This is a genomic window from Pseudomonas sp. 1152_12 (assembly GCF_052850675.1).
This window is the reverse complement of the sequence record NZ_VXCW01000023.1, coordinates 25,609-45,551: the sequence shown is the minus strand read 5'-3', so window position 1 is coordinate 45,551 and position 19,943 is coordinate 25,609. Positions and strand designations below refer to the sequence as shown.

General features: G+C 60.3%; 21 protein-coding genes. 14 read left to right on the top strand and 7 right to left on the bottom strand.

Annotated features, from left to right (window positions below; genetic code table 11):
* The 6 genes from FW764_RS26895 to leuC all read right to left on the bottom strand — a co-directional run.
* Positions 1-1,252, bottom strand: a 1,252-nt coding sequence (locus FW764_RS26895) for an MFS transporter (RefSeq protein WP_446436536.1), incomplete at its 3' end; no start/stop codon positions are given.
* Positions 1,249-1,974, bottom strand: a complete 726-nt coding sequence (locus FW764_RS26890) for a 2OG-Fe dioxygenase family protein (RefSeq protein ID WP_446436535.1) — start codon at positions 1,972-1,974, stop codon at positions 1,249-1,251. The genes FW764_RS26895 and FW764_RS26890, both read right to left, overlap by 4 nt.
* Before the next feature lie 4 nt (positions 1,975-1,978).
* Entirely contained in the window at positions 1,979-3,340 is a 1,362-nt protein-coding gene (locus FW764_RS26885; protein ID WP_446436534.1) for an ATP-grasp domain-containing protein, read from the bottom strand.
* Between the two features lie 30 nt (positions 3,341-3,370).
* Positions 3,371-4,525, bottom strand: coding sequence for a KamA family radical SAM protein (locus FW764_RS26880; RefSeq protein WP_446436533.1), 1,155 nt, complete (start codon positions 4,523-4,525; stop codon positions 3,371-3,373).
* A gap of 435 nt (positions 4,526-4,960) precedes the next feature.
* Positions 4,961-5,575, bottom strand: a complete 615-nt coding sequence (leuD, locus tag FW764_RS26875; RefSeq protein ID WP_446436532.1) for a 3-isopropylmalate dehydratase small subunit — start codon at positions 5,573-5,575, stop codon at positions 4,961-4,963.
* Positions 5,572-6,990 carry a 3-isopropylmalate dehydratase large subunit gene (gene leuC, locus FW764_RS26870; protein WP_446436531.1) on the bottom strand — a complete coding sequence of 473 codons (1,419 nt, stop codon included), beginning with the start codon at positions 6,988-6,990 and terminating at the stop codon, positions 5,572-5,574. The genes leuD and leuC overlap by 4 nt, the downstream gene beginning before the upstream one ends.
* Before the next feature lie 272 nt (positions 6,991-7,262).
* On the opposite strand from leuC, the gene FW764_RS26865 reads away from it, so the two are divergent.
* From FW764_RS26865 to FW764_RS26830, 8 genes are read left to right on the top strand one after another with little or no spacing between them, the layout of a single operon-like run.
* Positions 7,263-8,465 (top strand): PepSY-associated TM helix domain-containing protein, encoded by a 1,203-nt coding sequence (locus FW764_RS26865; RefSeq protein ID WP_446436530.1) that lies wholly within the window; start codon positions 7,263-7,265, stop codon positions 8,463-8,465.
* Positions 8,462-9,001 (top strand): thiamine pyrophosphate-binding protein, encoded by a 540-nt coding sequence (locus tag FW764_RS26860; RefSeq protein WP_446436529.1) that lies wholly within the window; start codon positions 8,462-8,464, stop codon positions 8,999-9,001. The genes FW764_RS26865 and FW764_RS26860 overlap by 4 nt, the downstream gene beginning before the upstream one ends.
* Complete coding sequence (locus FW764_RS26855; protein WP_446436528.1) at positions 8,998-9,327, top strand: hypothetical protein; 330 nt, start codon at positions 8,998-9,000, stop codon at positions 9,325-9,327. The genes FW764_RS26860 and FW764_RS26855 overlap by 4 nt, the downstream gene beginning before the upstream one ends.
* Positions 9,324-9,884 (top strand): DUF6162 family protein, encoded by a 561-nt coding sequence (locus FW764_RS26850; RefSeq protein ID WP_446436527.1) that lies wholly within the window; start codon positions 9,324-9,326, stop codon positions 9,882-9,884. The genes FW764_RS26855 and FW764_RS26850 overlap by 4 nt, the downstream gene beginning before the upstream one ends.
* 19 nt (positions 9,885-9,903) lie before the next feature.
* Positions 9,904-10,824, top strand: coding sequence for a metal ABC transporter substrate-binding protein (locus FW764_RS26845; RefSeq protein ID WP_446436526.1), 921 nt, complete (start codon positions 9,904-9,906; stop codon positions 10,822-10,824).
* Positions 10,821-11,567: a metal ABC transporter ATP-binding protein gene (locus tag FW764_RS26840; RefSeq protein ID WP_446436525.1), complete on the top strand. Its 747-nt coding sequence runs from the start codon at positions 10,821-10,823 to the stop codon at positions 11,565-11,567. The genes FW764_RS26845 and FW764_RS26840 overlap by 4 nt, the downstream gene beginning before the upstream one ends.
* A complete protein-coding gene (locus FW764_RS26835) occupies positions 11,564-12,463 on the top strand; it encodes a metal ABC transporter permease (protein ID WP_094952102.1) in 900 nt (299 codons plus the stop codon). Before FW764_RS26840 ends, FW764_RS26835 begins: the two co-directional genes overlap by 4 nt.
* Positions 12,463-13,422, top strand: coding sequence for a metal ABC transporter substrate-binding protein (locus FW764_RS26830; protein WP_446436524.1), 960 nt, complete (start codon positions 12,463-12,465; stop codon positions 13,420-13,422). Before FW764_RS26835 ends, FW764_RS26830 begins: the two co-directional genes overlap by 1 nt.
* Before the next feature lie 56 nt (positions 13,423-13,478).
* On the opposite strand, the gene FW764_RS26825 is transcribed toward FW764_RS26830, so the two are convergent.
* Entirely contained in the window at positions 13,479-14,192 is a 714-nt protein-coding gene (locus FW764_RS26825) for a UTRA domain-containing protein (RefSeq protein ID WP_446436523.1), read from the bottom strand.
* 342 nt (positions 14,193-14,534) lie between these two features.
* Here FW764_RS26825 and FW764_RS26820 point away from each other — a divergent pair, with 342 nt between their 5' ends.
* The 6 genes from FW764_RS26820 to FW764_RS26795 all read left to right on the top strand — a co-directional run bounded on the left by FW764_RS26820 (position 14,535) and on the right by FW764_RS26795 (position 19,848).
* Positions 14,535-15,602, top strand: coding sequence for an ABC transporter substrate-binding protein (locus FW764_RS26820; protein WP_446436522.1), 1,068 nt, complete (start codon positions 14,535-14,537; stop codon positions 15,600-15,602).
* Positions 15,603-15,743: 141 nt separating this feature from the next.
* Positions 15,744-16,550, top strand: coding sequence for an alkaline phosphatase family protein (locus tag FW764_RS26815; protein WP_446436521.1), 807 nt, complete (start codon positions 15,744-15,746; stop codon positions 16,548-16,550).
* Entirely contained in the window at positions 16,547-17,392 is an 846-nt protein-coding gene (locus tag FW764_RS26810) for an ABC transporter permease (RefSeq protein WP_446436520.1), read from the top strand. The genes FW764_RS26815 and FW764_RS26810 overlap by 4 nt, the downstream gene beginning before the upstream one ends.
* Positions 17,379-18,179: an ABC transporter permease gene (locus tag FW764_RS26805; RefSeq protein WP_446436519.1), complete on the top strand. Its 801-nt coding sequence runs from the start codon at positions 17,379-17,381 to the stop codon at positions 18,177-18,179. Before FW764_RS26810 ends, FW764_RS26805 begins: the two co-directional genes overlap by 14 nt.
* Positions 18,176-19,165: an ABC transporter ATP-binding protein gene (locus tag FW764_RS26800; RefSeq protein WP_446436518.1), complete on the top strand. Its 990-nt coding sequence runs from the start codon at positions 18,176-18,178 to the stop codon at positions 19,163-19,165. Before FW764_RS26805 ends, FW764_RS26800 begins: the two co-directional genes overlap by 4 nt.
* A 29-nt stretch (positions 19,166-19,194) precedes the next feature.
* On the top strand, positions 19,195-19,848 hold the full coding sequence (locus tag FW764_RS26795; RefSeq protein WP_446436517.1) for an HAD family hydrolase: 654 nt from the start codon (positions 19,195-19,197) through the stop codon (positions 19,846-19,848).
* Positions 19,849-19,943 lie beyond the last annotated feature (95 nt).

Sequence of the window (19,943 nt, the reverse complement as noted above, 5' to 3'; positions counted from 1 at the left end):
AACAACCCTTGTCCTCTCCCACCTCAGCGCAAACTGCACCGCGTCGATTAATGCTGAAACCCATCCACACAGTCATAACCAGCAAGGCAGTCAGCGGCAGCCCATGAAACAACACGATCACCTGGGCCGGCGTCCACGTCAGGTAGAACGGCCCGACCACCAGCATGCCCACGCCGAAGCCGGCCATCTGGATCAGGGTCAATAAGCTGAACAGCGGCAAACGCAGGCTGTCTGGCTCGCTTTGCGCACGGGAGATCAACGCCACTTCGGACACGCCGTCGCCCAACCCCGCCCACACCACCAACAGCAGTGCCAACCACAGTTCGGTTTGCTGGAAGGTCAGGATGAAGCCGCTGGACATCAGCGCCACGCCCAGCATGAACAGGCGCTCCATGGCTTGGGTACCACGGCCGTTCAACAGCGCACTGGCGATGCGCGCGCCGACGAACTTGCCACACGCCCAGACCGCCAGCAGATAGCCCATGACGGTTTTTGCCGTGTCCGGCGAAATGTACTGCGACAACACCGGCCAGCCGACGTTATGCGCCGCGCTGCCGAGGGTGTCGAGCATACTGATCAACAGCATTGCCGCCAGCACCGGCGCGCCGCGCAGGCCTTGGGTCAGCTCGCGCCATTCAGCCGAAAGGCCGCGATGCGCGGCGACGGCGACTGAGTACAACGCGCGCAACGGCAGGATCAGGCAGGCGGCCAGGACGTAGGTGCCGATGTTGACGGCAAACACCGCCTCGAAGCCTCCGGTGGCAATCAACAACCCGGACAGCAGACTGCCAAACACTGCGCCAGTGGCCGCCGCCGACGTGATCCATGCATTGGTGCTCACCCGCTGCTCAAGCGCGACCCACGTGGGCAACTGGCTGTTCAAGCCAATGGCAAACAGCGAATTGCACAGGCCGATACCAAACGCGATAAAGGGCAGCACGCTGAGCTGATGCGCGGGTATCAGCACCAGCAGCGGCAACAGCAGCAACGCTCTGGCCAGGTCCAGCCCTGCCAGGGTGCTACGCCCTGGAAAGCGCCGAAAAAACGGAATGCCGAACAAGCTGGCGACAATCCCGCCGGTGACGCGGCATGCCAGAAACACACTGACAAACACCACGCTTTGGCTGAGCCAGTAAACGTAGGTGGACAGCGCCACCATGTTGAGGAACGCACCAAAGTCCGAAACGCCACGGGCAAAGATGATCAGGCGGGCGTTGCGGGTCGACAGGGTCAACTGCGGATCTTGGCTCATGCAGGCTGCGCCTCTTCGTCAGTCGGCACGCCGCGCAGGCTCACCAGCAGCAGATCGCGCCAGGCCGGCGCGGAATCGGCCTGGGGCCGCACATCGCCAGCGCGGTGGTAGAGCCCTCGGTCGTTGATCACGATGGTTTCCAGAAACTGCTCCATCGCCAGGTTCAACACCCGGCTTTGCTCGGTTTGCGTGGTAAATACCTCCGAAACCACCGGCACCGTATTGCTCTGGCCAATGAAGTGCATGAACACCCAATCCAGGCCATCCTGGTGAATCCCCGAGGTCGTCGGGCTGCTCGATTGCGCATCTGCGCGAACGCGGAACTGGTGGATATCAATCGTGTAGGTCTGCTCGCCAAGATGCGGGGCAATCACCGCAAGGTCGGTGGCCAACAGTTTCTGCATCAGCGGGTGCTCGATAAAGCCATCCTCGCAATAGCTCAAGTGGTTCACTCCCTGTCGATACTTGACGGCATAGGTGACCGGCGACTTGAACGCCGCATTCCGGTCGATCTGTAACTGCCGCGATGGCAATAAACGATAGCGCAGGATGCGGCGTTCGCGGTGAGTGTATTCCTTGAACGCCTCGTCTCTGACCAGGTTTGCCCAGTAGGCGCGAAAGCTTTGCTCTTCGCCGGGCTCAACCGCGATCAACTCGCGAAAGTCGCGGCGGTGGCAGTAGTGATGGTCGCGCAAATGCGCGGAAATCTGTGGGATATCCATATCGCTAAACCCTATTCTCGATGATCACGTGCAGGTTTTGCCTGATCGCATCATGCAAGGCATGAGCATCGGCGGCATCGTCGACCTTGGCCCAGCACTTGAGCAGGTAGTGCTCTTCAATATCGGCGTCGATGTAGTGACCGGCGTCCTGTTGCGCGTATTCCAGCACCGACGCGTGATGCTCCAGGAACTGCAGGCCCTCAATGCCCTTGAAATGGCCACTGTGCTCCGGGTAAACCGCCAGCATCGCGTAATGTTGGTCGCCGTTGGCGACCTTGTGCGCGCCAGCCTCAAGTTGCGCATTGAGGCCCGGCTCGCCCAGCAGCAGCTGCATATACAGCTGATGCGGGTTGATCGCGGCAAGGTCACGCAACGCCGCGTTGACATACAGCCCGCCCACGCGCGGGTTGATCTCAATGACCACAGGCCCGGCATCGGTCATGCGGAATTCGAAATGCACCACCGCGTTGGTCAGCCCGACTGCGCGCAAGCATGCAGCGGCGTACTCGCGGATCTGCTCGCACTGCTGCGCCGTGAAAGAGGTCGGCGGAGAAATCAGCAGGTTCTCCAGGACGGTGCCGCTGCGCTCGGTCAGCAGCAGTTTTTCGTTGATCAGCAGCGCATGAACGCGCTCGCCGATCACCACGCATTCCACGCTGCCTTCAACACCGGGGATATAGCCTTCCAGCAGGATACTGCGCCCTGGAATGTATTCGCGCCGCTGTCCGTCTGCTTCGGGCAAGCTGTGCGCGTAGCCATAAAAATCAGCATAAGAGGCTGCGCCGTGGTCGCTCAGGAAATGTGCGTAATGGCTGCGCAGCTGCGCCCAGTTGGAACACTTCGTGATAAACGCCGAGGCACCACCAAAGGGCGGTTTGGCGATCAGCGGATAACCTACCCGGTCGGCGCCCGCCTGAAGTTCCTGCTCGTTATTGCACAGTGCGAACGGCACCGAACGCAGCCCCTGTTTTTGCAACATGCGGCGCATCAGGTACTTGTTATTGCACGCGGCAATCGCCTCCGGGCAGCTGAACACCAAGCCCAGGCGCTTACAGGTGTGTGCAACGATGCAGCCGACTTCGCCCTGTGCAGACGGATGCCCGGCATGGCAGAAAATCGCGCGAACCTGGTAGCGCCCATCCAGCCGGCCCACCAAGTCCAGAATCGACTGTTCAGTTAACGACTCGAGCAGGAACACTTCATCACTGTCGTCCCGCAGCCGCTGCAGGTGATGACGCCCCGCAACCCCTGCGGTCAAACAGACCAGGCCTTGTGCACGCGCGGCAGCAAAGTGGGGCTCGCGGTAGCTGTAACGCACCGAAACACTATCATCGACATCTATAAAAAGAATCGCATCTTGCTTCATAACAAACACTGCCTCTTGCCGTACGTTAATTCAGGCATCCTGCCAACTGCACCAGTGCCCTTCCCAGTTACGGAAACGGTAATGACGCAGCCCGTCACGCACTTCAAAATGCGGCAAGTCTTCAGGCTTTTCAAAATCCAGCAACGGCACGGTGAACTTACCTTGTGCATGCGGCAGTACATATTCGGGCATGGCAATGTTGGACACGCGCCGTTTGAGGCGATCCATAATAGCGATGGCTTGGCTGATCGAGGCTTTATACTCCGACGCACCCGGTGAGAACGGCATAAAGTGATACAAGTAATACGGCTTTACACCCAGGCGATAAAGATCAATAAACAGTTTATGCAAGGTCGCTTCGTCGTCATTCACGCCGCGCAACAGCGGCATGTTAGAAAATACAACTGGCACCACGCTCTGGATACGTTTTACCGCTGCTGCAAAATCAGCCGTCAGTTCAAGTGGATGGCAAACATGCACACCAAACGCATTAACGTGGTACTTCTCGAGCATCGCGACTAATTCATCGGTGACGCGAAACGGGTTGAAACTTAACGCCCGGGAATGAATACGAATCAGCAGGTCGTCACTGATTGAACGCAACGCCGCGAGGTTTTCTTCCAGCTTGCGGTCGGCCAGCATCAACGGGTCACCGCCGCTGAGGATCACTTCTTCAATCGCCGGGTTGTTGCGGATGTATTCCACCGAATCCTTGAAGGAGTCTGTGCTGGCGTTGGCTTTCTCGGTGCCAACCTGCAAGGTGCGCAGTGCCTCAAAGCAAAACTGGCAATAGGCATTGCAGGTGTTGGTCATGCGCAGGATGACGCGATTGTCGTACTTGTGCTGGCAAATGGGCGTTTTCATCTCATGGCCGAGTTCCCAGTTCTCCGACGTGCCGTCGTAATCGCCCGCGACCTGTTCGCTCCAGTACGGTACCACCTGGCGCCATAACGGATGGTCTGTGATCGGGCCGCCAGTGAGTGAGCGTTTGATTAAATCAATATAATAAGGCGTGATCTGCATCTTGCGGTCTTGCAAGTTGTGCTCGATATGCGCCGTTATTTCTTCACTCCAACCGCCGCACGCATTGCGCAGTGCAGGTTCGTCGCGCAGGGCATTCTTTTGCTGCCAGCGCCAGTCTTGCCATTGTACCGAGCGATACGTTGCTTGATCAAAAATCGACATGAGTAGGTACTCTCTGTGTTTGAACTTATATTAAGGACATAGGCATGCGTGCCGCTCATCGACCGGCAAGGCATTGATATCCACAACAAAGACAGCCGTTTACCGGCAAGCGCTGTTGATCAGGTTATTAACTTGATCACTGGCATCACAGAGACATAGAAACCAACTAATTCCACGGTCATAGCATCAACTTCCTTTTATTATAGGTACTGGCTTTCCAAGCCAGCACTCACTTAAGCCGATGGCCTGCAACGTGTCAACCCAATACACCTGTGGTTTTTCCGCGATTAACCCTTGTCGTCGCCAAGGCCCCAGCAATGATGGGCAAAACCTGCGTTTAAACCGGGCTATTTGAAAAGTAAATAACACAAAAAAAAGCGCCCTCTTATTAAAACAGGGCGTTGTTTTTCTGTACTAATATAACTACGTAGACTTTCAACTGAGCCAAGGGTTGGCAGCCAAATGCCCGCGCTCAAACGCTTGGATCTGCTCACGACGCTGCAAGGTACTGCCGATTGCGTCCAGACCCAATAACAGCGCAGTCTTGCGTAAGGTATCGATCTGGAATGGGATCACCTGGCCATCGGCCAGACGAATCTGCTGTGTTTCCAGGTCCACACTGATCTGCGCCTGATCCGGCTGGCTGACGGTCTGCCCGAGTTTCTGCAATATCGCCTCGTCCAGGGCAATCAACAACACCCCGTTGCGCTGGCAGTTGTCATAGAAAATCCCGGCAAAGCTGCTGCCGATCAGCGCGCGGATGCCCATTTGCTTCAAGCCCCACACCGCGTGCTCGCGGCTGGAGCCACAGCCGAAGTTCGGCCCGACCACCATGAAACTTGCACCCTGCCAGGCCGGCTGGTTCAGCACAAACTCAGGGTTGGGCTCGCCCAACGCCAAAAAGCGCAGGTCGAAGAACAGCCCACGGTCGAGGCCGCTGCGGTCGATGCCCTTGAGGAACTGCTTGGGCATGATCACGTCCGTGTCGATATTCGCCGCCAGCATCGGCGCGGCCTTGCCGGTGACCTGCGTAAACGGTTGCAGGCTCATGCGCGGTCTCCAAAGTGGCGAATATCGGTGAGGCGGCCGGTGATAGCAGCAGCGGCAACCATTGCCGGGCTCATCAGGTGCGTGCGTGCCCCTGCGCCCTGGCGGCCTTCGAAGTTGCGGTTGGTGCTGGACGCGCAGCGGTCGCCGGGGCCAAGCACATCGTCGTTCATCGCCAGGCACATTGAGCAGCCAGACTGGCGCCATTCGAAACCGGCGTCGATAAAAGTTTCTGCCAGACCTTCGGCCTCGGCTTGGTCGCGCACCTCCGTGGAGCCGGGCACGATCATCGCCCGCACGTGGTCGGCCACGTGCTTACCGCGCACCACGCTGGCGGCGTCGCGCAGGTCTTCGATACGCGCGTTGGTGCAGGAGCCGATAAACGCATGGCTGATGACGATATCGCTCAGCAACATGCCGGCTTCCAGGCCCATATAGTTGATGGCGCGGCGCATGTCCTGGCGCAGGATCAAGTCGCTGACGTCCTGCGGGTCGGGTACCCGAGCGCCAATCGGCGCGGCCTGATCAGGGCTGGTGCCCCAGGTGACCATAGGCTCCAAGGTATTGGCATCAAGCTGCACTTGTTGGTCAAACACCGCGCCTGCATCCGAGTGCAGTTGGCGCCAGCCCACCAGTGCCCGTTCCCACAGCTCGCCCTTCGGCGCGCGGGGCTTGCCTTTAAGGTAGGCGAAGACTTTTTCGTCCGGGGCCATGAAGGCGCCACGCGCACCGGCTTCCACCGCCATGTTGCAGATGGTCATGCGCGCTTCGACGCTCAACGCAGCGATGGTTGACCCGCAAAATTCGATGGCGTAACCCGTGGCACCCGACGCGCCGATCTTGCCGATCAGCGCCATGATCACATCTTTGGAGGTCAGGCCCGGTGCCAGCGCGCCGTCGACCGTCACGCGCAGGCTTTTCAGGCGTTTGTAGACCAGGGTCTGCGACGCCAGCAGGTGCTCGATTTCCGAGGTGCCAATGCCAAAACCGAACGCTCCGAGGGCGCCGTAAGTGGTGGTGTGGCTGTCACCGGCGGCGATCACCATGCCCGGCAGGATAAAGCCCTGCTCCGGGGCGATCACGTGCTCGATGCCCTGGCGCTTGTCGAGGATATCCAGCAGCTCAATGCCGAAATCCCGGCAGTTTTCTGCCAGGTACGACACTTGCCGCGCTCCGCCCGCGTCTGGCATGGCTGCGATGCGCTTAGGCGTGGTGGGGTTTACATGGTCGACCACCGCCAATGCCGTGCCGGGGCGCCACACAGTACGCCCAGCCTCACGCAGGCCACTGAAGGCCTGGGGGCTGGTGTATTCGTTGATCACTTGGCGGTCGATATAAAGCAGCACATGGCCCTGGTCATCCAGGGCGCACACCGTGTGGGAATCAATGTGTTTGTCGTAAAGGGTTCTGGCAGTCATTTTGCTTAAGGCTCACGTCTCAACGGCGTACGCCCATCCTACGCAGCCGCCCTGCCTCATCAATGGCGCTGGGGTGATGGCTTGGAACATGTTTCGTGTTCGATCCCCCGAAAGCACTGCGAATGTGAACCTGAAACATTTTCTTTCATATCCGCCTTAGGGATTTCTGTTTCTCATCCGTCTTAACTTAGATACAGCCCGTCGCGTCAGCAAAAGCTACGACCGGCCTTTTCCGGGCCTCTTTCGCCCCTCCGATCAAGATCATCATTCACATGTCGAAGAAGTCGCGCTCCAAACTCTGGTTTCTCGTGCATAGCTGGCTGGCACTGCCCATCTGGTTCTTTGTGCTGATCGTCTGCGTCACCGGCACCCTGGCGGTGGTCAGCCAGGAGATCGTCTGGCTGGCCAACCCGGACATCCGCGCCAGCAAGCCGTCGGATGACGCCCATATGCTGAGCTTTGACCAAGTGATCGCCGCCATCAAACGCGAAGAGCCCAAAGCGATCGTACAGTCGATCATCCGCCCGGACGAAACGCACTTTGCGCTGAGTGTCGACCTTAGCTATCCGGATGGGCGCTCCGTGGAGGTTTACGTCAATCCCTATACCGGCGCCATCCAGGGCATCAGCCCATCGTTCAACTTCAAACAATTTACCCGCGCCTTGCATGGCTGGTGGCTGGTGCCGTTCACCAATGGCTTCAGTTGGGGCTGGTACTTGGTTTCGGCGCTCAGCCTGCCGTTGCTGGCGTCGCTGGTCACCGGGCTGGTGGTCTACAAGCGTTTCTGGAAAGGGTTCTTGCGCCCTACCCTGCGTATCCGCCACGGCGCGCGGATCTTCTGGGGCGATTTCCACCGCCTGAGCGGTATCTGGTCGATCTGGTTTATTGCGGTGATTTCCATCACCGGCACCTGGTTCCTGATCCAGGCGATCCTTGGCGATAACCAGATTTCCATCTCCAGCGAACCGATCGTGCCGGTGATTGCCCGCGAGAAGGTGCCCACGTCTGCGCCCGGTGTGCCTGCACCGATGATCGCACTGGACGACGCCATCGAGATCGCCACCCAACGCATTCCCGGGCTGGACGCCACCTTCGTGTTCCTGCCGCTCAACGCTTACAGCCACCTGCAGATCGGCGGGCGCGGCTGGTACCCGCTGATGTTCCAGACCGCCCAGCTCAACCCATACAGCGGTGAAATTGCGGTGTCGCATTTGCTGTCCGATCGCTCGGCGCTGGAGTTCGTCACCGAATCCATGCGCCCCCTGCACACCGGCGACTTCGGCGGACTGTGGATCAAGCTGATCTGGGCGTTCTTCGGCCTGGTGCTGAGCATGATGGTGTTGAGCGGCCTGCTGATCTGGACCAAGCGCACCGCTCTGGCCACCCTCAACGCCCTCAAGCGCGAAGCCAAGACACAACGTGCGCCAACTGCCGCCTCCGCCATGCAAACTGAATCCTCGCAGGCCCACTCATGAGCAAGGTCGCTCGCGCTACGCCCCCTTCGCCGCTGCGCGCCTGTTGGCTGAAGTGGCGGTTCCATATCAATATCCTGCTGTTGCTGGTGCCGCTGGGGTTCATGCCCAAGTACTTCGCCGACGCCGCGCTGTTTCGCGGTGACACCGGCATTGGTGAGCGGGTGGCCGGAGACGTGCAGGTCGGGCCCTGGAGCCTGAAACTCGCCGAGTTCCGCAATGAAGGCCCAAGCCCGGACCCGGCCGGCCCGATGAAATTCTTCAACGCTGCCCTGTGCGACACCTGCGCCGAGCAGGTCAAGGCCACTTACCTGCGCATCGGCAAACCGCGCAGCCTGCGCGCCGCCGGGGTGATCTTCTTCGGCACGCCGTACCGCATGGGCGCCGCCTTGCCAGTGCCGGCACGCACCCCGGCGGACGCCCAACTGTGGGTCACCATGGAAGGCTGGGACGGCAGCATGCACCAGGGTTCCATCCCGCTGAGCCAGGCCTCGCCTGCCACTATCGCCTGGCTGAACAAGCAAGGAGTTAAACCATGACTTTCAAGCGCCTGACCCGCGCCTGCGCCGCACTGTTGCTCGGCGCCGGTTTCAGTACCGCGGCCCTGGCCCACAACCCGATGTGCGAGTGCAAAGAGATCCCCGGCGAGCAGATCCAGTGCACCGGCGGTTTCTCCGACGGCAGCGGCGCCCCGGGTGTAACCCTGGACGTGATCGGCTACGACGAAACCATCCTGCTACCCGGCAAACTCGGCCAGGACTCAACCCTGACCTTCAAAAAGCCCGCGACCGAGTTCTACGTGCTGTTTGATGCAGGCCCTGGCCACGTGGTGGAAATCGACCAAGCGGATATCCAACCTCAATGAGTACGACACAGGTTGTACGCCCCGCGGGTGCCGGCCACGAAACCCTCTACGTGCTGCTGCTGTGCCTGTTCATCCTCGCGGTGGCAAGCTCGGTGGTGGCCTTGCACGGTGAAACCCAGGAAGTTGTGGCGCTGCCCAGCCACCAGTTGGATGCGCGCCGCGACCTCAGCGCCGCCGAGCAAGGCATTTACGCCGACCTGCGGGTGACCCTGGATGAGATCCAACTGCTGCAACAGGAGCAAAGTGTTCTACCGACGCCCGAGCAACTGGCCGAAGAAGGGTTTGCACCGTTTGCCCAGGACGCCAGTTCGGTCAGCCGTGGCGACCATCGCTGGCAATTACTGGCGCCTGCGGCCTATGTAGGTCTAAGCCAGACGCCCAGTGCCAGCGGCTCGCTGCTGATGCGCGTGCACGGCGCCGAGCCGGATATCTGGCTCAACCGCCAAGCCAACCTCGCCGCCCCTTCCGACCTCACTGACCAGGCGCTGATCGCTGCCGGCTGGCAACAGGTGGTCGCGCAATTCGATGCCGGCGTCACGCGCCAGCACCGCCACTGACCGAGAAGACCGATTGCCCATGTCTATTTCATCTCCCCTGTTGCGCCTGTTGCTGGTCAGCCTGTTCAGTTTAATGCTGGCGCCTTGGGCGAACGCCGAGGCGGGCAAGCGCCTGCGCATCGGCATCACCCTGCACCCTTATTACAGCTACGTGACCAATATTGTCGGCGACAAGGCCGAGGTAGTGCCGCTGATTCCGGCCGGGTTCAACCCCCACGCCTACGAGCCGCGCGCTGACGACATCAAGCGCATCGGCACGCTGGACGTGATCGTGCTCAACGGCGTCGGCCATGACGATTTCGCCGACCGCATGATCGCCACCAGCGAGCGCCCAGACATCCCGGTGATCGAGGCCAATGCCAACGTGCCGCTGCTGGCCGCCACCGGCAATGCCGCGCGCGGTGCCGGCAAGGTGGTCAACCCGCACACCTTCCTGTCGATCAGCGCCTCGATCGCCCAGGTCAACAACATCGCCCGCGAGCTGGGCAAGCTCGACCCGGACAACGCCAAGGCCTACACCCAGAACGCCCGTGCCTACGGCAAGCGCCTGCGCCAGATGCGCGCCGACGCCTTGGCCAAGCTGACCAGTGCGCCCAACCCGGACCTGCGCGTTGCCACTGTGCACGCGGCCTATGACTACCTGCTGCGCGAATTCGGCCTGGAAGTCACCGCCGTGGTCGAACCGGCCCACGGTATCGAACCGAGCCCCAGTCAGTTGAAAAAGACCATCGACGAACTGCGCGCCCTGGACGTGAAGGTGATCTTCTCGGAGATGGATTTCCCATCCACTTATGTCGAAACCATCCAGCGTGAATCCGGGGTCAAGCTGTACCCGCTGTCGCACATCTCCTACGGCGAATACACACCTGAAAAGTACGAAGTGGAAATGGCCGGCAATCTAAACACCGTGGTGCGGGCGATTCAGGAGTCGGGGGCATGACGGCGGCGGAACACCTGAAGGTGGCCAGCATTGGCCCGACCCTTGAGTTCGACCAGGTGTCGCTGACCCTCGGTCGCACAGCGATCCTGGATAGCGTGAGCTTTAAGGTTCAGCCGGGCAGCATCCACGCGTTGGTCGGCCCGAATGGCGGCGGCAAAAGCTCGCTGATCAAGACCCTGCTGGGGCAAACGCCGCACCAGGGGCAATTGCGCCTGGAATGGCCGACCACGCTCGGCACCGTCGGCTATGTACCACAGGCGCTGGAGTTCGACCGGGGCTTGCCAATGACCGTCGACGACTTCATGGCTGCCATGTGTCAACGACGCCCGGCGTTTCTTGGCCTATCCAAGCATTACGCCGGAGCGATTGGCGAGGCGCTGGAGCGGGTGGGCATGCAGGACAAACGTAAACGCCGCATGGGCGCGCTGTCCGGCGGTGAGCGTCAGCGCGTGTTGCTGGCCCAGGGCCTGATCCCGGCACCGCACCTGCTGGTGCTGGATGAACCGATGTCGGCCCTCGATGAAGCCGGCATCCAGGTTTTCGAACGGCTGATCAATGACTGGCGCCTGGCCGGGATCACCGTGCTGTGGATCGAACACGACCTGGAAGCCGTAGGCCGCCTGGCCGACCGCGTCACCGGCCTCAACCGCCGCGTGCTGTTCGACGCCACGCCCAAAGAGGCGCTGACCCCGGACCGCCTGCTGACCCTGTTCTCCACTCACCCTCGGAGCCCGGCGCAATGAGTTATGAAGCGTTTCGTTTGATGGTCCAGGGCTGGGCCTCTTCCGGGTATCTGCCGGAAGCGCTGGCCTATGGGTTTGTGGTCAATGCCTTGCTCGCCGGTTTGCTGATCGGCCCGGTGCTGGGCGGCCTGGGCACGCTGGTGGTGGTCAAGCGCTTTGCGTTTTTCTCCGAAGCGGTCGGGCATGCCGCGCTGACCGGCGTGGCCGTGGGCATTCTGTTGGGTGAACCCTACACCGGCCCGTATGGTGCGCTGTTCGGCTACTGCCTGTTGTTCGGCATCCTCCTCAACTACCTGCGCAACCGCACCGGCCTGGCGCCGGACACTTTGATTGGCGTGTTCCTCTCGGTGTCCCTGGCGTTGGGCGCGAGCCTGCTGCTGATCCTGGCGGGCAAGATCAACGTGCATATTCTGGAGAACGTGCTGTTTGGTTCGGTGCTGACGGTCAACGGCAACGATTTGCTGGTGCTGGCCGTGGTTGGCTCGCTGGTGATGGCCCTGGCGCTGCCGCTGTACAACCGCATCATGCTCGCCAGCTTCAACCCGCAACTGGCCGCGGTGCGCGGTGTGGCGGTGAAGACCCTGGACTATTTGTTTGTGATCCTGGTGACGTTGATCACTGTGGCGGCGGTCAAGGTGATCGGCGCCATTCTGGTTGGCGCGCTGCTGGTGATTCCGGCCGCAGCAGCTCGCCTGCTGAGCCAGTCGCTCAAAGGCTTTTTCTGGATCTCGGTGGTGATCGCCACGGTGAGTACGCTGTGCGGCATCCTGCTACCGATCATCTTCGACCTGCCTATCCCGTCCGGTGCCGCGATCATTCTGGTTGCCGGTATCGCCTTCGCCTTCGCCGCCATCGCGCGCGGCACAGTGCCCAGCCTCAAAGGGAATCTCGGATAATGCGCCCTGTCTTTCGCCCACTGGCCTTGGCCGTCGCTTGTTTGATCAGCACCCAGGTGTTGGCCATCGAAGGCCTCGACCCCAAGGAATTCAAAGTCAACCAAGGCCTCGGCCATGCCGCCCTGACCAAGGTGAAAAAACCGGTCAAGGTGCTGGCGTCGCTGCCCATTACTTACGGGCTGGCCGAGGTGCTGCTCAAGGGCACCAACGTGCAGCTTGAGCGCGCGGCCCCGGCCAACCTGCCCGGTTCACGGCAGGTGTCCTACTTCACCGGCCGTGGCGCGCTGGCGTTGAATACCCTGGCCCAGGAGGCAGACGCCGCCATCGGCCTGCGCTCGCTGTGGGCGGACGACCCGCTGTACCCCGTGGCACGGCGCAGCAATATCCGCATCGTCGAAGTCGACGCCGCGCGCCCGGTGGACGGTGGCTTGCCGGGCATCGCCGTGCAACAGGGCAGCGCCGATGGCTTGAACAGCCAGCCGTGGCAGTCGAGCAACAATATGGGGCGCATGGCCGATGTGATGGCCGCCGACCTGAGCCGCCTTGCGCCCAGCGCCAAACCGACGATCGACGCCAACCTCGCCGCCCTCAAGCAGCGCCTGCTCAAACTCAACGCCGACAGCGAAGCGCGATTGGCTCAGGCGGACAACCTGAGCGTGGTCAGCCTGAGCGATCACTTTGCGTATCTGGTCAGCAGTTTGAACCTGGAAGTGGTCAGCACCGATGCAAGGCCCGATGCGGATTGGACGCCTGAGGCGTTGCAGCAATTAAGTGCCCGTTTGAAACACAGCGAGGTGGCCGTCGTGCTGCATCACCGTCAGCCGAGCAAAGCAGTGAAAGCGGCGGTGACGGCAGGTGGGGCGCAGCTGTTGGTGTTGAATGTCGACGGTGCAGACCCGGTGGCGGAGTTGGAGAGCAATGTGGATCAGGTCATTAAAACCCTCACACCTGATACCTGACCGACAGAGTTTTTGAGGCGACCGCGCTTGTTGTAGCGAGCGGTCTTGCCACAGGGTTAAACCACATCCACGCCCACATGAATCGCATCGTGCCGCCAGAACTCCAGGTCGCAGTCGATCAAACGCTGATGCTGGTCATAATTTACCCGGGCAATGCGCAAGCCCGGGCTGCCCACCGACACGCGCAACCCTGCGGCGGCCTCCACCGGCAGTGACGTCGGCACAATCTCAAAGCGCACGCGGCCGTAATGCAGGTCGTACTTGCGCGCATACAGCTCGGTCATCGACAGGTTCAGGTCACACGCCAGAATCCCCGGAAAATACTGCGGGTTCAGGTAGTGCTCCACATACAACACCAGCCGCCCATCAATGCGCCGCCTCCGGCAGATCTGGATCACACTCGACAACGCCGGCAACTGCAACCACGCACACACCGCCGCCGACGCCGGTTGCAGCCGCGCAGAAATTACTTCGGTAGACGCCACCCGCCCCTGGTCGCCGACCATCGCGTGAAAGTGGCTGCGCTGCATCAGGTTATAGGCCAGGCGTGGCGGCGAGACGAACCAGCCACGGCGCTCCTCGCGATAGATCTGCCCTTGGGCTTCCAGCTGTAACAAGGCTTCCCGCACGGTAATGCGCGTGGTACCAAACAACTCGCTGAGCTTGCGCTCGGCGGGTAACTTACTGGCAGGCGGCAACAGGCCGTGGTCGATCTGCTCTTGCAGCGCCAGGCCGATGGATGTAACCGCCTTGATTGCCTCATCACGCATCAACGTTACCTATCTGGACTAGACCAGCACCGTTCAGGTGCATAAACCGCGCTGTATTCGGGCGTCTGCTGCTGCGTGACAGCCTAGGCATTACAGATGACCGACAGATGACAGTCCCTGTCCGCGCCCTGCACCGCACACTGCAATACATCGGCCAAGTCCAGTACCTGCGGGCACTTGAGCATGGTCTACGCTGAGACTGGAATGAGCGACACAAGCGATTTAAAAACGACACCGACATGAAACTGTCATCCATCGAGCCTAGATTGGCTCAGGTATTGCTCTGACCTAGACCAAACGTTCATAAAAACGCCGCGTTGAAAACGCCCAAAGGAGCTTCGGATGAAAAAGCTTTTCCTGGCATCACTGTTAGGCTCGACCATTGCCATGTGCACCACCGCCATGGCTGCTGATAACGATCTAAAGACTCTGGAAGCCGCCGCGAAAGCGGAAGGCACCGTCAACAGCGTCGGCATGCCCGATGACTGGGCCAACTGGAAAGGCACCTGGGAAGACCTGGCCAAGACCTACGGCCTCAAACACATCGACACCGACATGAGCTCGGCCCAGGAAATCGCCAAGTTCGCCGCCGAGAAAGACAACGCCAGCGCCGATATCGGCGACGTCGGCGCCGCCTTCGGCCCGATTGCGGTGAAACAGGGTGTGGCGCAACCGTACAAGCCGACCACTTGGGCACAAGTGCCGGACTGGGCGAAAGACAAAGATGGCAACTGGGCGTTGGCCTACACCGGCACCATCGCCTTTATCGTCAACAAAAAGCTGCTGCACGGTTCCGAAGCACCGAAAAGCTGGGCTGACCTTAAAACCGGCAAATACAAAGTCTCCATCGGTGACGTAAGCACCGCCGCCCAAGCCGCCAACGGCGTGCTTGCAGCAGCACTGGCCAACGGTGGCAACGAGAAGAACATCCAGCCTGCACTGCTGATGTTTGCTGAAATCGCTAAACAAGGCCGACTGTCGCTCGCCAACCCGACCATCGCCACCATGGAAAAAGGCGAAGTGGAAGTCGGCGTGGTCTGGGACTTCAACGGCCTGAGCTACAAAGCCAAGATGGCCAACCCGGATGACTACGTGGTGCTGATCCCCTCGGACGGCTCGGTGATTTCCGGCTACACCACCATCATCAACAAGTACGCCAAGCACCCGAACGCTGCCAAGCTGACGCGCGAATACATCTTCAGCGACGCCGGCCAGACCAACCTGGCGCGCGGCAACGCACGTCCGATTCGTGCCGAGCACCTGACCTTACCGGCTGACGTACAGGCCAAGCTGCTGCCGAACGAGCAGTACAAGAACGTCACGCCGATCAAAGATGCCGACGCTTGGGAGAAGACCTCCAAGGCACTGCCGCAGAAGTGGCAGGAAGAAGTCATCATCAATATGCAGTAAGGCCTCAGCCACATTGGACCTCCACTGGAGATCCAATGTGGAGCGGGCTTGTGTGGGAGCGGGCTTGCTCGCTCCCACACTTTTGATCCCGTCCATCCAGGAAAATTGAGTCAAACCTATCGTTGCGGAGCCCCAGCCCCTATGAAGCACAACGTCATCCTTGTGGTGCTCGACGGCCTGAACTACGAGGTTGCCCGCCATGCCATGGGGCATCTGCAGGCCTATATCGGCGCAGGACGCGCAGCGCTTTACAAACTGGACTGTGAACTGCCGGCCCTGTCCCGGCCGTTGTATGAATGCATCCTCACCGGCGTGCCGCCGATCGACAGCGGCATCGTCCACAACCATGTCTCGCGCCTGTCCAACCAGCGCAGCATTTTCCATTACGCCACCGACGCCGGCCTCACCACAGCGGCGGCGGCTTACCACTGGGTCAGCGAGTTGTATAACCGCACACCCTTTATCGCCGCGCGAGATCGTCATACCGACGACAAGGCGCTGGCGATCCAGCACGGACATTTCTATTGGAATGACCACTACCCGGATTCGCACCTGTTCGCCGACGCTGAAAGCCTGCGCCGCAAACATGCGCCGAACGTCCTCGTAGTGCACCCGATGAACATTGACGACGCCGGCCACAAGCACGGCCTCGATACGCCGCAATACCGCAACAGCGCTCGTTCGGCCGACATCATACTCGCCGACTACCTGCAAGGCTGGCTCGACGCTGGCTACCAGGTGCTGGTGACCGCCGACCATGGCATGAACAACGACCGCTCGCACAACGGCCTGTTGCCGGAAGAACGTGAAGTGCCACTGTTCGTACTCGGCTCGGCTTTCAACTTCGACCCCTCTGCCAGACCTAAGCAAACCGAACTGTGCGGCACCGTCTGCGAACTGCTCGGTGTGCCTCACGATAAACCTGTATGCCGGGAGCTGTTGAAGTGAACGCCATCACCCGTGGCAAATGGCTGGCGATTTTGTGCCTGGTACCGTTTGCGCTGTTCTTTATCGTGTTCGAAATCGCCCCGTTGGTGTGGGTGCTGATCAATAGCCTGCAATCGGAGGAGTTCGGCTGGGGCGTGGCTAACTTCAGCAAGATCTTCAGCTCGAAGTTCTACCTGCAGGCCATTCAGTACAGCCTGGAGATCAGCTTCTATTCCAGCGTATTCGGCATCATCATTTCGGTGCTTGGCAGCTACTCCTTGCGCCGCGTGGATGGGCCACTGCGCAACTTCGTCACCGCCTTCGCCAACATGACCAGCAACTTTGCCGGTGTGCCGCTGGCCTTTGCCTTCATCATCCTGCTGGGTTTCAACGGCAGCATCACCCTCATGCTCAAGCAGGCCGGAATCATTCAGGACTTCAACCTGTACTCCAAGACCGGCCTGATCATTCTGTATACCTACTTCCAGATCCCACTGGGTGTGCTGCTGCTCTACCCGGCCTTCGATGCGTTGCGCGAAGACTGGCGTGAATCGGCCTCGTTACTCGGCGCCAGCGGCTGGCAGTTCTGGCGGCACATCGGCTTGCCGGTGCTCACCCCGGCGCTGCTCGGCACCTTCGTAATCCTGTTGGCCAATGCCCTCGGCGCCTATGCCACGGTGTACGCGCTGACCACCGGCAACTTCAACGTACTGCCGATTCGCATCGCGGCGATGGTCTCCGGCGACATCTCCCTGGACCCGAACATGGCCAGTGCCCTGGCCGTGGTGCTGGTGGCGCTGATGACCGTGGTCACCGTGGTTCATCAACTGCTGCTCAAGAGGAGCTACCATGTCTCGCGCTGAAACCAGCTCGGCCTCCCTCTACCATCGGGTAGTGGTTTGCCTGTTATTTGCGATTCTGGTGTTGCCGCTGGTGGGCACCTTTGTCTATTCCATTGCCAGCAGTTGGTCGGCGACCATCCTGCCCGCCGGCTTCACGGTGAAATGGTATGTGCAACTGTGGGGCGACCCACGCTTCCTGGCTGCCTTTGGCCAGTCTCTGCTGGTGTGCGTGGGGGCGCTGATCCTGTCGGTGGTGCTGATTTTACCGCTGCTGTTCGTGGTGCATTACCACTTCCCCAAACTCGACGCGCTGATGAACATTCTTATCCTGCTGCCCTTCGCGGTGCCGCCGGTGGTGTCGTCGGTGGGCTTGCTGCAACTCTACGGGTCCGGGCCCTTTGCGATGGTAGGCACGCCGTGGATCCTGATCGGCTGCTATTTCACCGTGGCCTTGCCGTTTATGTACCGCGCGATCACCAACAACCTGCAAGCGATCAACCTGCGTGACCTGATGGACGCCTCGCAGCTACTCGGCGCCAGCACCTGGCAGGCGGCGATTCTGGTGGTGCTGCCGAACCTGCGCAAAGGCCTGATGGTGGCGCTGCTGCTGTCGTTCTCGTTCCTGTTCGGTGAGTTCGTGTTTGCCAATATCCTGGTGGGCACCCGCTACGAAACCCTGCAGGTGTACCTCAACAACATGCGCAACACGAGCGGCCACTTCACCAGTGCGATCGTCATTTCCTACTTCTTCTTTGTGCTGGTGCTGACCTGGGCCGCCAATATCTTGAACAAGGACAAAAGCCAATGAGCTTCGTCAGCGTCCAACACCTGCAAAAAGGCTACGCCGGCACCCCGGTGTTCAGTGATATCAACTGCGAGATCGCCAAGGGTGAATTCGTCACCCTGCTCGGCCCGTCCGGTTGCGGCAAATCGACCTTGCTGCGTTGCATTGCCGGGCTGACCTCGGTGGACAGCGGCAAGATTCTGCTCGACGGCCAGGACATCGTGCCGCTGAGCCCGCAGAAACGCCATATCGGCATGGTGTTCCAGAGCTATGCGCTGTTCCCCAACATGACCGTGGAACAGAACGTCGCCTTCGGCCTGCGCATGCAAAAGGTCAACGCCGACGACAGCCACAAGCGCGTGCAGGACGTGCTGCAACTGGTCGAACTCAAGGAGCTTGCGGGCCGCTATCCGCACCAGATGTCCGGCGGCCAGTGCCAGCGCGTGGCCCTCGCCCGCTCCCTGGTGACCCGACCGCGCCTGTTGCTGCTCGATGAGCCGCTGTCGGCGCTGGATGCGCGGATTCGCAAGCACTTGCGCGAACAGATCCGCCAGATCCAGCGCGAACTGGGGCTGACCACGATTTTCGTGACCCATGACCAGGAAGAAGCGCTGACCATGTCCGACCGCATCTTCTTGATGAATCAGGGCAAGATCGTACAAAGCGGCGATGCCGAGACCCTTTACACTGCGCCCGTGGATGTATTTGCCGCCGGTTTTATCGGCAACTACAACCTGCTCGACGCCGACAAGGCCAGCCAGTTGCTGCAACGCCCGATCAGTGGGCGCATTGCGATTCGCCCGGAAGCCATCGAGCTGAGCCGCAGCGGCGAGCTGGACGCACTGGTGCGCAGCCACAGCCTGCTGGGCAACGTGATTCGCTACCGCATCGAAGCGCGCGGCGTGGAGTTGGTGGTGGATGTACTCAACCGTTCGGCCGACGACCTGCACCCGGATGGCCAGCGTTTGGCACTTTCCATCGACCCCAGTGCGCTGTGTGAAGTAGCCTGACGCCACGATTTAATGAGAGAGCATGACGGATGGCATTGGTAATTTTTGATTTGGACGACACCCTGATCCACGGCGACTGCGCCACCCTGTGGAGCGAGCAGATGGGCCGCCTGGGCTGGGTCGACCCTGAGTCGTTCATGCGTAAGAACCACGAATTGATGGACGCCTACAGCCAGGGCAAGCTGTTGATGGAAGACTTCATGGACTTCAGCCTGGAGCCCTTGATCGGGCGCACGCAGGAGGAAATCGACCACCTGGTAGAGCCATGGGTCGAGGATGTGATTGAGCCACTGATCTACAGCGATGCCACCAAAACCATCGCCCGGCACCGCGCAAATGGCGATCGGGTTCTGGTGATTTCCGCCTCGGGTACGCACTTGGTCACACCGATTGCCGCACGTATCGGTATTGATGAAGTGCTGGGGATTGATCTGGAAGTCAGCCATGGCGCTTACAGCGGCCGGACCGTGGGCGTACTGACTTACCGTGAAGGCAAGATCACCCGGTTGCTGGAATGGCTGGAGCAGGAAGGTGAATCACTGGAAGGGGCGTACTTTTACTCGGATTCGCGCAATGATTTGCCATTGCTGCTGAAGGTCGATCACCCGCAGGTGGTGAACCCCGACCCGGTGTTGCGCGAGCATGCTGAAAAAGCCGGCTGGCCAATCCACCACTGGGTCTGACCCCAACCTCTTTGAATTGAATCCAATCAAAATGTGGGAGGGGGCTTGCTCCCGATAGCGGTAGACAGTGAAGAGTTCTTCATCTGACACACTGC

Excerpts from the sequence above, each read along its gene's own strand:
- FW764_RS26815 (WP_446436521.1), top strand. The coding sequence starts at position 15,744 with ATGAAGCACAACGTCATCCTTGTGGTGCTCGACGGCCTGAACTACGAG.
- FW764_RS26840 (WP_446436525.1), top strand. The coding sequence starts at position 10,821 with ATGACGGCGGCGGAACACCTGAAGGTGGCCAGCATTGGCCCGACCCTT.
- FW764_RS26865 (WP_446436530.1), top strand. The coding sequence starts at position 7,263 with ATGTCGAAGAAGTCGCGCTCCAAACTCTGGTTTCTCGTGCATAGCTGG.
- FW764_RS26825 (WP_446436523.1), bottom strand. The coding sequence starts at position 14,192 with ATGCGTGATGAGGCAATCAAGGCGGTTACATCCATCGGCCTGGCGCTG.
- FW764_RS26860 (WP_446436529.1), top strand. The coding sequence starts at position 8,462 with ATGAGCAAGGTCGCTCGCGCTACGCCCCCTTCGCCGCTGCGCGCCTGT.
- FW764_RS26850 (WP_446436527.1), top strand. The coding sequence starts at position 9,324 with ATGAGTACGACACAGGTTGTACGCCCCGCGGGTGCCGGCCACGAAACC.
- FW764_RS26795 (WP_446436517.1), top strand. The coding sequence starts at position 19,195 with ATGGCATTGGTAATTTTTGATTTGGACGACACCCTGATCCACGGCGAC.
- leuC (WP_446436531.1), bottom strand. The coding sequence starts at position 6,990 with ATGACTGCCAGAACCCTTTACGACAAACACATTGATTCCCACACGGTG.
- FW764_RS26855 (WP_446436528.1), top strand. The coding sequence starts at position 8,998 with ATGACTTTCAAGCGCCTGACCCGCGCCTGCGCCGCACTGTTGCTCGGC.
- FW764_RS26805 (WP_446436519.1), top strand. The coding sequence starts at position 17,379 with ATGTCTCGCGCTGAAACCAGCTCGGCCTCCCTCTACCATCGGGTAGTG.
- FW764_RS26885 (WP_446436534.1), bottom strand. The coding sequence starts at position 3,340 with ATGAAGCAAGATGCGATTCTTTTTATAGATGTCGATGATAGTGTTTCG.
- FW764_RS26890 (WP_446436535.1), bottom strand. The coding sequence starts at position 1,974 with ATGGATATCCCACAGATTTCCGCGCATTTGCGCGACCATCACTACTGC.
- FW764_RS26835 (WP_094952102.1), top strand. The coding sequence starts at position 11,564 with ATGAGTTATGAAGCGTTTCGTTTGATGGTCCAGGGCTGGGCCTCTTCC.
- FW764_RS26880 (WP_446436533.1), bottom strand. The coding sequence starts at position 4,525 with ATGTCGATTTTTGATCAAGCAACGTATCGCTCGGTACAATGGCAAGAC.
- leuD (WP_446436532.1), bottom strand. The coding sequence starts at position 5,575 with ATGAGCCTGCAACCGTTTACGCAGGTCACCGGCAAGGCCGCGCCGATG.
- FW764_RS26820 (WP_446436522.1), top strand. The coding sequence starts at position 14,535 with ATGAAAAAGCTTTTCCTGGCATCACTGTTAGGCTCGACCATTGCCATG.
- FW764_RS26800 (WP_446436518.1), top strand. The coding sequence starts at position 18,176 with ATGAGCTTCGTCAGCGTCCAACACCTGCAAAAAGGCTACGCCGGCACC.
- FW764_RS26830 (WP_446436524.1), top strand. The coding sequence starts at position 12,463 with ATGCGCCCTGTCTTTCGCCCACTGGCCTTGGCCGTCGCTTGTTTGATC.
- FW764_RS26845 (WP_446436526.1), top strand. The coding sequence starts at position 9,904 with ATGTCTATTTCATCTCCCCTGTTGCGCCTGTTGCTGGTCAGCCTGTTC.